Below are 12949 nucleotides of genomic sequence, written 5' to 3' on the forward strand. Positions count from 1 at the left end.
GCGGTGATGTCTGCGGATATGAGTCTAGCGGTAGAGACCGTACGTTTCGCCATGAGCTTGGAGCATCTGCGGGCCAAGGTCGCGGCGCACAATATCGCCATGGCCAGCGTTCCCGGTGGCCAGGTCATGCGGCTCAACAGCCATGAGCCACTGACGGCCTTGCGGGGCGCCCAGGGTGACGCCCAATTATTCGCGCAGTCGCTGCGAGCGATGCAGGACAGCGAATTGGCGCCTTACCTGCAGCACTACACGTCGATCACGCCGCTCTCTCCTGACGCCGAGGTAGCCGAGTTGTCGGCTGCGAGCGGTCGCTATCAAGCGTTGGCCGATGGCGTTTCTCGCCAGTTCGGCCTGATGCAATTGGCGATCAAGGGAGGGCGCTGAGCATGCCGTTGGACAATATCAGCGAAGTGATTCGCGGCAGCATGGCCTATGAACGCACTCGGGTTGAAGTCGCCAGCTACAACCTGGCGATTGCCAATGTGGCACTCAGCCCGGGGCAGGATTCACCCTTGTTGCGGGTAGCGCCGCCCGGCAGTTTTGCCAGTCAGGTGGGGTTGCATGCTCCTCGGGTTCAAGCCTATCAGGGTAACGAAACCCGTGTCGTACAGGACCCCGGCCACCCCATGGCCGACCATAACGGCATGGTGCACTACCCCAACATCGAAGCCGCCCGAGAGATGGCCACCCTGGTCTCGGCGACCCGCGCTTACGAGGCGAATATCCGCTCCTACAACAGCTTGCGAGCCATGACGCTCAAAGCCTTAGAAATCGGGAAATGACATGAGCGCAGCAATTACCCCCATCGGACTGACCTCAGCGCTGTCGTCGGCAAACGAGATGGCCTTTGAGACGCATAACGTCAGTGGTGCTGACTTTCTTGGCCAGTTGAAATCGGGCGCCGTACAACTGAACGAGCAGACCGACCAGGCAACTGCCTTGCTGTCGTCGTATGCCGTGGGTGAAAACGTTGCGCCCCATGACTTGGTCATGGCGATGGAGCAGGCAAAACTGTCGCTTCAATTGGCGGTCGAGGTACGTAATCGTCTGGTAGATGCCTACCAGGAATTGGCGCGGTTGCAGATTTAACCCATGGAAGATAAACCCGTGTCGAAGCTTTTTACCGGTCGTTCCAGCGTATTCCTCGGTGGCGTGGTGCTGATCATCGCGCTGTTGGCGTTATCCATCTGGTGGGTATTTCGGCCCAGCTATGTGGCGCTGTACAAGGACGCCAGCGAAGCCTCACAAGCCGAAATCCTGGCAATTCTCAGCCAGCGTCAGGTGCCGTATCGCATCAACACCAAGGAAGGTGTGATCGAGGTTGCAGCAGAAGAGGCAGCCACTGCCCGCATGTACCTTGCGCAAGCGGGAATACCGAGCCGTAGCAGCACGGGCTTCGAGCTGTTCGACAAGGCCGACTACGGCATGTCGGAGTTCAGCCAGAAGATTAACTATCAACGGGCGATGGAAGGTGAATTGGCGCGCTCAATCATGAGCATGTCCGAAGTTGAATACGCCCGAGTTCACCTGACGTTCAAGAAAACCAGCCTTTACCAGCAAGCCGAAGAGCCGCCCAAGGCCTCGGTGATTGTCCGACCACGGTTGCAAGGCGCCTTGAATCCTCAGCGCGTACGCGGCATTCAACAAGTAGTGGCCTCTGCTGTGGAGGGCATGTCCCTGGAACGCGTCGCCGTGCTGAATGAAGACGGCCTGGTTTTGAGCAGTTCAGACGGGGCAGCAGGGGCGCCCGAGCATCAGCAATTGACAGCCCAGGTTGAACAGGCCCTGAAGCAAAAGGCCGAGCAGTTGCTATTGCGCCCATTGGGTAGCAATGGCGCCGACATCTCCGTGCGGGTGCAGATGAATTTTGACCGGGTCAAATCCATCAGCGAACAACCCCTTGCCGACAAACGCTCCATTCGCCGAGAAAAAACCACGGCGTCCACCGATAACTCGACAGGCGAAAGCAATTCAAAACGCTCGCAAAATAACCGTGAAGTGGACTACGAGGTGGGTAAAGAGCGCGCCGAAACTGAACATGCCACGGGGAAGATCGAGCGGATCACAGTAGGCATCGTACTCAGCACGCCGTCAGCGAATGCTCAACTCAAGGAAATCCAGGGCTTGCTGGAAGCGGCCTTGGGACTTGATCCCGCACGGGGCGACCGTCTGGTGATCGCGTATATCCCGCCCATGCCCGCCACGACTGCCGCGAAGCCCGCCGCCACCAATGTCGCCACCTCGCCGGTGGTGTCCTCTGGCGATCCGCAGGCACCACCAGGCGTTGCGGTGCCATGGATGCGTTGGGGGATTGCAGCACTGGCTGCTGCACTGTCGATCATTCTGTTGATGCTATGGACGGCAACCCGCAAGCGTGAGTCCCGCATCGCCAATAGCCTGCCCCGCCTGTCTTCCATGGAGCGTGAACAACTGCTGGGCGACTTGCGTCGCTGGCTGGTGGAGGGCCGCTGAACCATGGAATTTTCGCCACTGCGCAAGGCTGCAATCCGCCTAGCCTGCCTGCACGCTGATGATCGTCAATGGATCCTGGCCAATTTAGCCGTTGATGAACGCCGAAAAATAGACGCGTTGTTGAGCGAAATCAACGAATTGGGGCTGGCCAGCGAACCGTCGGTGATGGCTGGGTTGATGAATGAACTGGCGGCACAGCCTCAGGTCCAGGCAAGTGCTCATAGCCATGTTATCCACGAACGGTTGCTCAAGGCCGGCCACCCATTCTGGGCCGGCTTGGTCTTGCAGTTGGAAACGCCCGTACAACGGCGTGAAGCGTTGAGCACACTGGCCAACAGTGCGTCGATAAGACGTTGGGACACGGCTTTCGCAAAGCACACAATGCCGCCCGCACTGGTCAGCAGCCTGCGAGAGTATCTGGCGCGCTCAGGAGGCCAGGATGAGCGCTAAGGTGCCGGGTCAGCAAACCGTGCTGCGTCAGCCAGGGCAGGGGGCCGGTGGGCGGCGCCTGCCGGTTATGGGATCGCCGGGTAGCGTCGATCCTGTTGTCACTCCGTCCCCTGCACTGGAGGTCCTGCGCGCGACGTTTGCGCAGGAACTGGCCGATTTGCACCAGCAATCCCATGCCGCAGGCCTGGGTCAGGCTCGCACTGAATTTGCCAAACAGGCAGCCACGGAGCTGGCTCAACAGCAGCAGGCCTGGCAGAAGAAAGAAGCGGCGTTGCGCGAAGCGTTGGAGTCTCAACGATTGCAACTGGTCGAGCTGGCCAGCCAGTTGGAGAAACAAGGCTCGCAGATGATTGCCTCGATGACACCGGCGGTTGGCCGGTTGGCGTTGGCAGTGGTCGTGCGGTTGCTGGGGCAGCATGCTCCCGGTCGATCGTTGGTGGCCGATATGGCCCGGCAGGCGATTGAAGAGTATCAATTGCAGGCACCGCTGCGCATCCGCATCGCCGCTTTGGATTTCGCCACGCTACAGGCCTGCATGCAGGACGATCCGTTACTGGCGTTGTTTCAGCCGGACGCGGCAGCGATACCGGGCAGTTGCCTGATCGACCACGGCATTGGCCAACTGGACGCTGGTTTGGACACACAGCTTGCGGCCCTTAACGCGCTATTAGCTCCCGATAAAAGGGGGGATGCCAATGTGGCAGGTGTATGAAGATCAGCGGATAGCAGAGCTGGCACGGGCGAAGCTGTGTCGGCGTCTGGGACGTTTGATTTCAATCCAGGGCCTGATACTGCAGGCGACCGGGCTGGATGTGAAGTTGGGCGAATTAGTGGACATTGTTCCGGCGGCTGGGGGCGACGCGCTCGTCGCCGAAGTGGTCGGTTTACGCCGTGAGTGCGTATTGCTCATGCCTTATGGTCCGGTAGACGGGCTGTGCCTGGCCAGTGAGGTGATTGCCCGTGGCGAGGCTTATCGGGTGCCAGTGGGGAAGGGGCTGTTGGGCCGTGTGCTGGACGCCACTTGCCAGCCTTTGGACGATAAACCTGCGCCAACGGGTCTAATACTGATGCCGCGTTTTGTTGCCCCCATCAATCCGTTGCATCGCTCACCTATCAGCCAGGTGTTGGTCACCGGGGTGAAGGCCGTTGACGTATTTATGCCGTTGGGGCGTGGGCAGCGTGTGGGGATTTTTGCGGGCAGCGGCGTGGGCAAAAGCACACTGCTGGGGATGATGAGTCAGTACGCGGACGCTGATGTGATTGTCATCGCCCTGATTGGTGAGCGCGGCCGGGAAGTCGGCGATTTCATTCGTGAAAGCCTGGGCCCCGAGGGCTTGAAAAGGGCCGTAGTCATCGCCGCTGCTGCTGAGCAACCTGCGGTGCTGCGGCGCCAGGCGGCCTACACGGCGACCACCATCGCTGAGTGGTTTCGTGCCCAGGGTCAGCATGTGCTATTGATCATGGATTCGATCACCCGTTTTGCCCTGGCGCAGCGTGAAATTGGTTTGTCTACCGGGGAGCCAATGGGCAGCCGGGGCTACACCCCTTCGGTGTTTGCGCTCCTGCCACCGCTAATGGAGCGTGCCGGCGGCCTCAATGATCAAGGCTCGATCACCGGCGTTTATACCGTCCTGGTGGAAGGTGACGATATGAATGAGCCGGTAGCGGATCATATGCGCGCCATTCTCGACGGGCACATCGTCCTGAGCCGGACCATCGCCGCGCGGGGTCATTGGCCTGCGATCGATGTGCTGCACAGTGTCAGCCGCCTTGCCAATGCGTTGCGCAGCGACGAGCAAAAAGCCCAGGTCGATCATCTTCGTGCTGGGATGGGTGCTTACCAGAGCAGCGCGGACCTGATTGAGTTGGGAGCCTATGAGAAGGGCACCAGCCCATTGCTGGATAGCATGATCACGCTTAAGCCACAGTTCGATGAACTGCTCAAACAGCGCTCGAACGAACATGTACTGACGGCTGACGCCTGGAAGACCGTGCGGCGCTTGTCGCAACAACTGACCGCAGGAGCCGTCCATGCAGGATGAACAGCGCAAGCTCAGGCAGCTGGCGGCCGCGACCCGCTTGCGAGCATTGCAACGGGAAAAAGCTGCATTGAGTCACGCTGCCTGTTTACGCGGTGTGCGCACCGCCGAACGCCTGCTGGAGGAAGAGCACGAGCGGTATGCGCAACTCCAATCGTCGTTTGAGCAGCAAGGTCGCGTAGGCGTGGCGTTGGACCCGGCGCAGTACGAGCAGCGTCTACTGGCCCAATCGCAGAGTTTTGCTGCGTTGAAGTCTCGGGTACAGGCCTTGGGCGAGGTACAGGACGAGGAAAGCGCATGCAGGACGCTGTTGGGGCGCCGCACGCTCGAGGTGCAGGTGACGCAAAAGGCCTTCAATACGGTATTGCATGACCTGCAGTGCTACCTGAGGGATCAGGAATCCATCGATATCTTTGACGCGCAGCAGGCGCGAGGGGCGAGTCATGGGGCTTAACGTCGGGGTGTCTCTATGGGTTACGCCGCCGGACGCGCAGGCGCCAGCGCTAAGTAACAACAAGCGCCAAGGGCCGACATTTGCGCAGAGAGCGGGGGTTGAGCCGTTGCTGGCAAAGGCGGATCAATTGTTGCCGCCAACCGATGATCATCTGGCCCAGGAGGCTGGTTTGCTCAATATTCAGCGCCTGCTTCAGTCGAGTTTGAAAACTCCCGAGAGGGGCGTGTTGGAACTCTATAGCCTCGGGCTTCGCGCCGGAAAACACCTTTCGTATGTGCCGCAATTATTTGAGCAGACGACACACGTTGAACGCGGAGTTGCTGCGGCTGATAACGAACGTGCGTTCTATCAAGCCTGGGACGGCCTCCCGCTTCAAAGGCCATTACCCTCAATTGAATACAACAGCGCCTTTGAGCAGAAAGCCATTCACCTTGCCGGCGATGACTTGGCGGATGCCGGCCATGAATTGCCTGGCGCAAGTCCGGCCCTGGCCTACTTGGTAAGAAAGTGGCCAGAACGTCATGTACAGGTTTTGCCACGGGGTAAAGGCATCGAAGTGATCATTCGCGACTACCACCTGGCACCGGAAGAACAGCGGGCCCTGGTGCAAGACCTGATACATCAGGCTGTACGCCCTGAAAGCATCTGGATCAATGGCCAGCCAGCGTGGCAGGCCCCGTCTCTCTCACGTCATTCAACAGGCGACTCCCATGGCCATTGAAGCGATAGGCAACGAACTGAGTACCACCACCTCGGAGCTGGCGCAAAGCCGCTTGGGGCAGGAGGACTTTATCAAGTTGTTCCTCACCGAGTTGACGTTCCAGGACCCCCTGGAACCCATCAATAACCGTGAGTTTTTGGCCCAGATGGCGCAGTTCGCCAACCTTGAGCAGACCCGCGTCACTAATGAAAACACCAATAACTTGGTGTCGATGAGCGCGACGTCGCAGTCTCTCGGGCTCCTGGGGCGTCAGGTGGAGATCAATATGACAACGGGAGGTAGCGTGATCGGTTCGGTATCAGCCATTGCGTTTTCCTCGACTGGACCAGTGCTCTCTATCAAAAAAGCCGACGGCTCCGTGCTTACGGACGTGCGTCTCTCGCAAATCAAACTGGTCAGACAGGGGGCGTGATGCTGCAAGCTTTCTATAACGGAATGAGTGGCCTGTTTTCCTTTTCCAAGGGCTTGGACAACGTTTCCAATAACGTTTCCAATATGAACACCCCTGGGTACCGCGGTAGCGACACGTTTTACCGCAGCGTCAACGGCCAGAATGGACAAAGCTTTGGCGCCGGCATCGCCGGTACCGAGGTGCGGATCAAACCCGGCGAAAACCGTCAGACCGGCAACAACACCAACGTTGCCGTCAACGGTTCAGGTTACTTCGTGCTGCGCGATGCACGCGGTGAGCTGTCTTACACACGGGCCGGGCAGTTCCAGGTGGACCAGGACGGGTATCTGGTGGACACCGTGACCCAATTGAAAGTGGCAGGTATCGACTCTGCGGGCAACTTGCGCGACATCAATATCAAGGGCCAGCGGACGTTGCCACCCAAGGCCACCACCCGCATCGAGATGATAGGTGCTTTGGCGCGTAGCGGCCCTACGGATTCCACCCACCAAATCAACTCGATCCAGGTGTTTGACGCGACGGGCGCCAGCCACACGTTGAGTGTCAAGTTTGAGCAGCAAACCACACCGCCCAACAGCTGGAAAGTCAGTGTTTCAGATGCCAGCGGCGCATTGCTGCAAAGCGGCACCATTGCCTTTGGTCCTGACGGCAGTCCCGTGGCAGGCTCCAATACGCTGAACTTCACCCTGACTGCCAACGGCGCCGCACAGAGCATTCAGTTGGATTTCGGTACGCCAGGCAGTTTCAACCTGGCCTCACAGGTGGCCAGTGGTCCGAGCCACACCTTGGGCGCTCGTGTGGTCGACGGCAGTGCGATTGCGGGGTTGAGCAGTTACGCCTTCGATGAGAAAGGCGTTCTGCAATTTACCTATGCCAACGGCGAAAAACGCACCGGGAGCCAGTTGGCCCTGGCCGACTTTGCTGACGAGACAGCGCTGATTGCTGGCGCGAATTCGCAGTACAGGACGCCCTCCACCCTGAGTGCCGAATTTGGCAGGGCAGGTGAGGCTCAGTTCGGTCGTATCCAAGGCGGTTACCTTGAGTTGTCCAATGTCGACCTGGCGCAGGAGTTCGGCGACATCCTCATCATCCAGCGCGGTTATCAGGCCAGCTCCCGGGTTATGACGGTCTCCAACGAAATGCTGGAGCAACTCTACAACGGCACTCGGGGTGGGTAATTGATGAGAGCGTTGGGGTTTATTGGCAAGAGCCGCTGGAGCGCAGCCACAGAAAAACTGCCACCGGCGGTGGAAGCTTGGCGTGAGCAATGGTGCTTCAGCCAGATGGGAAAACCTTGGCAGATTGAGTGCCTGGAGCGTGTTGATGCCGCTGACCAGGAGCGCGCGTACCCTCTGACGTGGCTCAAGGCCGATAGTGCAGGTGCTGCGGTGTATGTGGCGGGGGACTGGACGGCACTGGTGTTTGGCGCATTCGCCCAGGAGTTGCCTGCAGACGAAACCGCGGAGTATTTGCTTCAGGGCGCCCAGCGAGCACTGGTCAATGGTGTCTTGGCGTCAATCGGCCAGGCGCCAGCGGCAGAATTGCTGGCGGCAACGCCAAGAGCACTCGGCAAACCGATGAGTACCGACATTCTACTGCGCGTCAGCGTTGAGTCTTTTCGGGTCTATGTCGTGCTGGACGCTGCGTTGTTGAACAACGCGCTGGGACCACACGAGGTCAAGCCGCCGCTGTTCCCGCGTGAAAATGCCCTGGGCAAGGCCAAGGTCAAGCTGTCGCTGCAATTGCCACTCGCCAGCCTGTCCATTGGCGAGATGAACGACCTGCACCCGGGGGACACCTTGCGCGCTCAGGCACTGCTTTCCCAAACCCTGAAATTGCGGGTCGGCACGAGTGTAGTCGCGTCGGGATACCTCGCCCGGCAGCAGGACAATCTCGCCGTACAACTGATTTCCGGTCAATCGCCAAAGGAGTTTTAGCGTGACAGCTACAGTCGATTCAATCGAGTTGGAAGAGGCAAAAAACGTCGCCAATGAAAGCATGCCGGCGCTGATCAAGCGGGACATGAACCTGATCAAACATGTGGTCGTGGAACTGGTGGTTGAGCTAGGCAACGCGTCGATGAGTGTCGACGAACTGTTTGCGCTCAAGAGCGGGGACATCGTCAAGCTCTTGCAGCAAGTCCACGAACCCGCGTCGCTGTGCCTGGATGGCAAGGCCGTGGCGCGTGGCAACCTGGTTGCCGTCGACGACAACTTTGGCATTCAGTTGACGGAAATATTGTGACCACGGACATTACTTCCCAGCCCTTGGGCTTGCCGCTTCGCCAGGACGACCCGGTGTCGTTTGTACTCATGATCAAGGTGCTATTGGTCACGGCTTTATTGCTGGCCATTGTGTACTTGGTCATGCGTTGGTACGCCAAGCGTCAGGCAACTGGTAGTGCAAGTATTCCGACTACGGAGTTGAACTGTACTCGAGCGCTCAGGCTATCGACTAAAACCAAAGTCTATCTGGTGCGCGCGGATGGGGTGCATGTATTGGTCACGGAATCATCCAACGGTGCGACGGTGACTGTGCTCAGCCAATCTGCCTCTGCGCCCGCTCCGGATCTTCAATCGTGATGATCCGAGGCCTTGCGCTTTTGCTCCTGGGGTTACTGCCTCTGACGGCATTGGCCGCCGACGACTTCTCTGAGTGGGGCAGCCTGCACATCAATCAGATCCAGTCGCCCGTCAGCATTGTGGTGCTGCTGACAGCACTGTCGTTTGTGCCCTTTATGATGATCGCCCTCACCACCTTCACCCGAAATATTGTGGTGCTTTCACTGACGCGCCAGGCGCTTGGCTTGCAGCAAACGCCACCGAATATCGTGTTGATCGTGCTGTCGATGTTTCTGACCTTGTTTGCCATGGCGCCTACCCTGGAAAAAACCTACGACATTGGTGTCCGCCCGTTTCTTGCCAGCAAGGTCGGTTTAGAGGGGGCCGCCCAGCAAGGATGGGTGCCGATTCGCGACTTTATGGTTCGTCAAACTCATGAGTCTGATCTGCGGCTGATCTACGAGCTTGCCAAGGCGCCGCTACCCTTAAGCCCGGACGGCCTCTCTCCAGTCAAATTGGTGCCAGCCTTCATGCTGAGCGAGTTGAAGGTTGCCTTCCAGATTGGCTTCATGATTTTCCTTCCATTTTTGATCATTGACCTGGTGGTGGCCTCAATCTTGATGTCCCTGGGGATGATCATGGTGCCGCCCATCACCATTTCACTGCCGTTGAAAATCATGTTGTTCCTGCTCATCGATGGTTGGGGATTGATCGCCCAGACATTGATGCGTGGTTTGGGCTAGCCAGAGTCGACCCATTCCATGGAACCGGAAAAAGACGCTGACAAAACCGATGAGCTTTCGCTCTGGCAGGCTTGGCTGAGCGAAAAATCCAGCGATGCCCACAGCCATCTGTTTTTCTTTTACGGGCAGTGGTTGCGCATGATTACGCGCTTGCTTTACGTGCGTTATCCCCACCCACTCGCCGAATGGCACGACTACGTGAATCTGGCGTCTATCGGCTTGCTGCAAGCCATCGACCGATTTAATCCGGCGTTGAACACCCGTTTTCAGGCCTATGCCGAACCCTATGTGAAAGGCAACGTACTCAAAGGCTTGGCGTGTTACGTACGCGATAGCCGAAAAATGTACCAGGACCGTCTTGTGAGCCTGTCTGGCAGCGAGGACGAAGGCGCGAGCGATCTGGAGCACGTTGCCAACGTAGCGATAGGATTAGCGTTTGGACTGTTCTTGGAGTCAGGCATCATTGATCATGAGCCTGAGGCCAGTAACCCTTTGAATGTGTATGAAGTGGAGCAAAATCATGACCACCTTAATGAGTGTGTGAAACAGCTGCCGCCCAACGAGCAGCGGGTGATCGTCGCTCATTACTATCAACATTTGAGCTTCACGGAGATCAGTGAGTTGATGGGCCTTTCGAAAGGGCGGATTTCACAGTTGCATGCTCAAGCGTTGAAGCGTGTGCGGCAAAGTCATGAGCATTTCATGGGCGGGGTGCGGTGGTGAACATCAATGTGGCGCTGGCCTTAAGTGGATCCTTAGCCAGCGCGCTGCAGATCGTCAGGCGGTAGGTCTGACCCGGAAGGCAAGGAATAGCGGGCCGCCCGGGAATGTACTGATTTCCAGCTCATCCAGCGGGTTAAGCGTGCGTGTACGGTTCCCAGCGTTGCTGTAGATCGTGTGGCTGCTCGATGCTGAGATGTTGATCTTGCCGGCGGCCGCTTGAATGAGAGTGGCCTTGAATCCTTCAGTCACATCGTCACTTAACGTAAGTGTGACGTCAGTGTTGCTGATAACCAGAATCGACTTACCTGAATCCGCCATGGTCAGGGCTCTGCTGCCAGTGATCGAAACATTCGTGTGCACGTGGCCACCGGCGTGGTAGCTGACCATCCTAGGGTCGGCAAAGACACGGGCGAAGGCGCCGACATAATTGACACTGGTTCGCATGTCATCGAATTGCTCAACAACATAGGTGCCGATGCTACCGGAGACCTCTGCGCTAGGGTCTAGAACCCATTTGCGTCCGACCATCAGCCCGATCTGGGTGTTGTCGCGTACACCTGCACGCATCTCTTCAAGAAACAACGCGCTGATCTGGCCGCCACCTTTGCCCTGGGCATAGGTTAACCGTGCTATTGAGTGGCAGTCTCCCGTAGTGTTGCCTTGGGAGGTATCGACCCGGTAGTCGAGAAAGTCTGCCGAGACGATGGTGGTCGTAGTATTGGCGTTAGGTGCCCAAGTGAAATCCAAGACCCGTCCAGTTTTGACCTGCTCCAGGGAGGTGGTGCTCTGCGAGGTAGTGGTAGAGCCTGACTGCTTCAAATCGTCGTTCATAATACTCATCCTTAAGTAAGGTTCGTGCTTGAGTGCGGGTCGAAATAACCCGAGGCGTATGACCGCCGTCATACAGCCATTTGTACTGCAGCGTAGTGGTGCTTCCTTTAATCCGGATCGAATACACCGTCAGCGGTCATTATGAGTGAAACTGTATATATATACAGCAATTTAGATTTTGTCGTCACTCGCCTTTTCGACGTGTTGCAGAGGATTCTGATTTGATATTCGGTCGGCAGAACGCCGGGGACACGGCAGCGATAAGCACGTTTTAGGACTGGTCAAACCAACAACCTCTGTTCGGGGCAGGTAGTGATTATCGTACGAATTTCACATACCCCCATTCAGGATCGTGTTCATCAATGTTCGCGATCTGCCCGCTTGATACAAGCCCCGCCTTTGTAATGTGTGCCTGTGAAGCGATGTTCCACGCATTAGTCTACACAAACAGCTAGGGCGTTTTGCACGCCGCTTCGGCCGCTGCAAGCAAACGTAGCGCTACGCCTTCCGCTGATGGGGAAACAATTACAGCGCAACATGAACCTCGTTACGGGCCATCCCCCAAAAACATTTCACTGAGCTCTAGAACAATATTTTCAGGTAGGAAATTTCAAATATGCCCCCAATTTCGCCCCCAGTAGCATCAGGTTCACGAGCGATCGCGAGTGGCGATTCCTGACAGAGGGTATGGGCTGACTCGATAGACAGGTAACCTTCGACGACATTGACGGTCGGTGGCCTTCCTGACCTACGATCTACTGCCCTAGTCTCTAGTCCCTTGGCGAAGGCAGGGGTAGTCGTAGGTGGATCCGATAGTCATAGGGCACGCTCCTGAGTCTGCATCGTCGAGAGGACGGATAAGAGGCATTGGCGGTTGCGCTTAGTGCGGCCGAGGGATGTTAGGCGGTAGATATTGTGATTAGGCTGACTGACTGTAGAGGGTAGAGCGCGAGGAAACCATCCATCGTGGATGGCTCCCCGCAGAGAAGAAACGCTGTGATGAGTTACTGCATCAGTTTCATGAACGCCATCAGAATACCTACGGCGGCTGACAGCATCACACCCATCCGCATCGTCAGCTTGATTTCGAGTCGCGAGATTTCCGACTGCAACTGATTGTGCAGGTTTGCGATATCAACTTTGGTAGCGAGATACGTATTCAAGTCGGACTCCATCGCTTCGATTACCGCATTGATCTTTTGCTCGGGGACGTTGATTGACGTCAACGCCTGGTAAAGAGCAATTTCGAGTTTCATATGACCTCCAAAGTATCAAAGGCCGACCCCATACGGGAAGGCCCGTAGGGGGTGGGGAGATAAACGGCTTCCATCGACCGGAGTCGACTGATCGCGTTACTGGAAGCACGGCGATCATGGGCTGGATCTCTGCGGCGAACCGCACGCAGCCTGAAGATCCTGGCTGCTGGCAAGTGGCTGAACAGGTCAGCCAGATACATCCGCAAATGTAATGTGATAGAGCACTCGGTCAATTCAGAAGGCGACACTGCATGTCGACGGATTATTCCGTAAGTGCTGTGTGTAAA

The 12949-nt window shown here is 57.3% G+C and carries 18 protein-coding genes; 16 read left to right on the forward strand and 2 right to left on the reverse strand.

Translation table 11 applies throughout. The features are described 5' to 3' along the window. Window positions 1-6: 6 nt before the first annotated feature. Genes AB4N98_RS25840 through AB4N98_RS25915 form a run of 16 tightly spaced genes read left to right on the forward strand, consistent with a single transcriptional unit; the run spans window position 7 to window position 10575 of the window. Window positions 7-384 carry a hypothetical protein gene (locus AB4N98_RS25840; RefSeq protein WP_353631289.1) on the forward strand — a complete coding sequence of 126 codons (378 nt, stop codon included), beginning with the start codon at window positions 7-9 and terminating at the stop codon, window positions 382-384. Window positions 385-386: 2 nt separating this feature from the next. Further along, window positions 387-782, forward strand: coding sequence for a flagellar basal body rod protein FlgC (locus AB4N98_RS25845; protein WP_353631288.1), 396 nt, complete (start codon window positions 387-389; stop codon window positions 780-782). Window position 783: 1 nt separating this feature from the next. Further along, a complete protein-coding gene (gene fliE, locus AB4N98_RS25850; protein ID WP_460149022.1) occupies window positions 784-1089 on the forward strand; it encodes a flagellar hook-basal body complex protein FliE in 306 nt (101 codons plus the stop codon). An 18-nt stretch (window positions 1090-1107) separates the two neighbouring features. After that, entirely contained in the window at window positions 1108-2472 is a 1365-nt protein-coding gene (gene fliF / locus AB4N98_RS25855) for a flagellar basal-body MS-ring/collar protein FliF (RefSeq protein WP_460149023.1), read from the forward strand. 3 nt (window positions 2473-2475) lie between these two features. Next, window positions 2476-2922: a hypothetical protein gene (locus tag AB4N98_RS25860; RefSeq protein WP_460149024.1), complete on the forward strand. Its 447-nt coding sequence runs from the start codon at window positions 2476-2478 to the stop codon at window positions 2920-2922. Next, a complete protein-coding gene (locus tag AB4N98_RS25865) occupies window positions 2912-3634 on the forward strand; it encodes a FliH/SctL family protein (protein ID WP_460149025.1) in 723 nt (240 codons plus the stop codon). The genes AB4N98_RS25860 and AB4N98_RS25865 overlap by 11 nt, the downstream gene beginning before the upstream one ends. Beyond that, window positions 3618-4964 carry a FliI/YscN family ATPase gene (locus AB4N98_RS25870; RefSeq protein WP_460149026.1) on the forward strand — a complete coding sequence of 449 codons (1347 nt, stop codon included), beginning with the start codon at window positions 3618-3620 and terminating at the stop codon, window positions 4962-4964. Before AB4N98_RS25865 ends, AB4N98_RS25870 begins: the two co-directional genes overlap by 17 nt. Next, the gene (locus AB4N98_RS25875) at window positions 4954-5415 is read left to right on the forward strand and encodes a hypothetical protein (RefSeq protein ID WP_460149027.1); all 462 of its coding nucleotides are present in this window, start codon (window positions 4954-4956) and stop codon (window positions 5413-5415) included. Before AB4N98_RS25870 ends, AB4N98_RS25875 begins: the two co-directional genes overlap by 11 nt. Next, window positions 5405-6136 (forward strand): hypothetical protein, encoded by a 732-nt coding sequence (locus tag AB4N98_RS25880; RefSeq protein WP_460149028.1) that lies wholly within the window; start codon window positions 5405-5407, stop codon window positions 6134-6136. Before AB4N98_RS25875 ends, AB4N98_RS25880 begins: the two co-directional genes overlap by 11 nt. Beyond that, entirely contained in the window at window positions 6126-6548 is a 423-nt protein-coding gene (locus tag AB4N98_RS25885; protein ID WP_150675510.1) for a flagellar hook assembly protein FlgD, read from the forward strand. The genes AB4N98_RS25880 and AB4N98_RS25885 overlap by 11 nt, the downstream gene beginning before the upstream one ends. Continuing rightward, entirely contained in the window at window positions 6548-7726 is a 1179-nt protein-coding gene (gene flgF / locus AB4N98_RS25890; protein ID WP_460149029.1) for a flagellar basal-body rod protein FlgF, read from the forward strand. The genes AB4N98_RS25885 and flgF overlap by 1 nt, the downstream gene beginning before the upstream one ends. A 3-nt stretch (window positions 7727-7729) precedes the next feature. Next, window positions 7730-8485: a FliM/FliN family flagellar motor C-terminal domain-containing protein gene (locus AB4N98_RS25895; RefSeq protein WP_460149030.1), complete on the forward strand. Its 756-nt coding sequence runs from the start codon at window positions 7730-7732 to the stop codon at window positions 8483-8485. A 1-nt stretch (window position 8486) separates the two neighbouring features. Continuing rightward, window positions 8487-8792, forward strand: a complete 306-nt coding sequence (locus tag AB4N98_RS25900; RefSeq protein WP_150675513.1) for a FliM/FliN family flagellar motor switch protein — start codon at window positions 8487-8489, stop codon at window positions 8790-8792. Next, the gene (locus AB4N98_RS25905; RefSeq protein ID WP_150675514.1) at window positions 8789-9130 is read left to right on the forward strand and encodes a hypothetical protein; all 342 of its coding nucleotides are present in this window, start codon (window positions 8789-8791) and stop codon (window positions 9128-9130) included. The genes AB4N98_RS25900 and AB4N98_RS25905 overlap by 4 nt, the downstream gene beginning before the upstream one ends. Then, a complete protein-coding gene (fliP, locus tag AB4N98_RS25910) occupies window positions 9130-9852 on the forward strand; it encodes a flagellar type III secretion system pore protein FliP (protein WP_460149552.1) in 723 nt (240 codons plus the stop codon). The genes AB4N98_RS25905 and fliP overlap by 1 nt, the downstream gene beginning before the upstream one ends. Before the next feature lie 18 nt (window positions 9853-9870). Beyond that, window positions 9871-10575 (forward strand): sigma-70 family RNA polymerase sigma factor, encoded by a 705-nt coding sequence (locus AB4N98_RS25915; protein ID WP_460149031.1) that lies wholly within the window; start codon window positions 9871-9873, stop codon window positions 10573-10575. 54 nt (window positions 10576-10629) lie between these two features. Here the strand turns inward: AB4N98_RS25915 and AB4N98_RS25920 are convergent, their stop codons facing one another. Continuing rightward, complete coding sequence (locus AB4N98_RS25920) at window positions 10630-11406, reverse strand: hypothetical protein (RefSeq protein ID WP_460149032.1); 777 nt, start codon at window positions 11404-11406, stop codon at window positions 10630-10632. 1004 nt (window positions 11407-12410) lie between these two features. Continuing rightward, window positions 12411-12662 (reverse strand): hypothetical protein, encoded by a 252-nt coding sequence (locus tag AB4N98_RS25925; RefSeq protein ID WP_150675517.1) that lies wholly within the window; start codon window positions 12660-12662, stop codon window positions 12411-12413. Between the last annotated feature and the right edge of the window lie 287 nt (window positions 12663-12949).

The organism is Pseudomonas sp. S3_E10 (assembly GCF_054667615.1).

Coding starts and splice junctions, on each gene's coding strand:
- AB4N98_RS25840 (WP_353631289.1), top strand. CDS start 7: ATGTCTGCGGATATGAGTCTAGCGGTAGAGACCGTACGTTTCGCCATG.
- AB4N98_RS25845 (WP_353631288.1), top strand. CDS start 387: ATGCCGTTGGACAATATCAGCGAAGTGATTCGCGGCAGCATGGCCTAT.
- fliE (WP_460149022.1), top strand. CDS start 784: ATGAGCGCAGCAATTACCCCCATCGGACTGACCTCAGCGCTGTCGTCG.
- AB4N98_RS25860 (WP_460149024.1), top strand. CDS start 2,476: ATGGAATTTTCGCCACTGCGCAAGGCTGCAATCCGCCTAGCCTGCCTG.
- AB4N98_RS25865 (WP_460149025.1), top strand. CDS start 2,912: ATGAGCGCTAAGGTGCCGGGTCAGCAAACCGTGCTGCGTCAGCCAGGG.
- AB4N98_RS25870 (WP_460149026.1), top strand. CDS start 3,618: ATGTGGCAGGTGTATGAAGATCAGCGGATAGCAGAGCTGGCACGGGCG.
- AB4N98_RS25875 (WP_460149027.1), top strand. CDS start 4,954: ATGCAGGATGAACAGCGCAAGCTCAGGCAGCTGGCGGCCGCGACCCGC.
- AB4N98_RS25880 (WP_460149028.1), top strand. CDS start 5,405: ATGGGGCTTAACGTCGGGGTGTCTCTATGGGTTACGCCGCCGGACGCG.
- AB4N98_RS25885 (WP_150675510.1), top strand. CDS start 6,126: ATGGCCATTGAAGCGATAGGCAACGAACTGAGTACCACCACCTCGGAG.
- flgF (WP_460149029.1), top strand. CDS start 6,548: ATGCTGCAAGCTTTCTATAACGGAATGAGTGGCCTGTTTTCCTTTTCC.
- AB4N98_RS25895 (WP_460149030.1), top strand. CDS start 7,730: ATGAGAGCGTTGGGGTTTATTGGCAAGAGCCGCTGGAGCGCAGCCACA.
- fliP (WP_460149552.1), top strand. CDS start 9,130: ATGATCCGAGGCCTTGCGCTTTTGCTCCTGGGGTTACTGCCTCTGACG.
- AB4N98_RS25915 (WP_460149031.1), top strand. CDS start 9,871: ATGGAACCGGAAAAAGACGCTGACAAAACCGATGAGCTTTCGCTCTGG.
- AB4N98_RS25920 (WP_460149032.1), bottom strand. CDS start 11,406: ATGAACGACGATTTGAAGCAGTCAGGCTCTACCACTACCTCGCAGAGC.
- AB4N98_RS25925 (WP_150675517.1), bottom strand. CDS start 12,662: ATGAAACTCGAAATTGCTCTTTACCAGGCGTTGACGTCAATCAACGTC.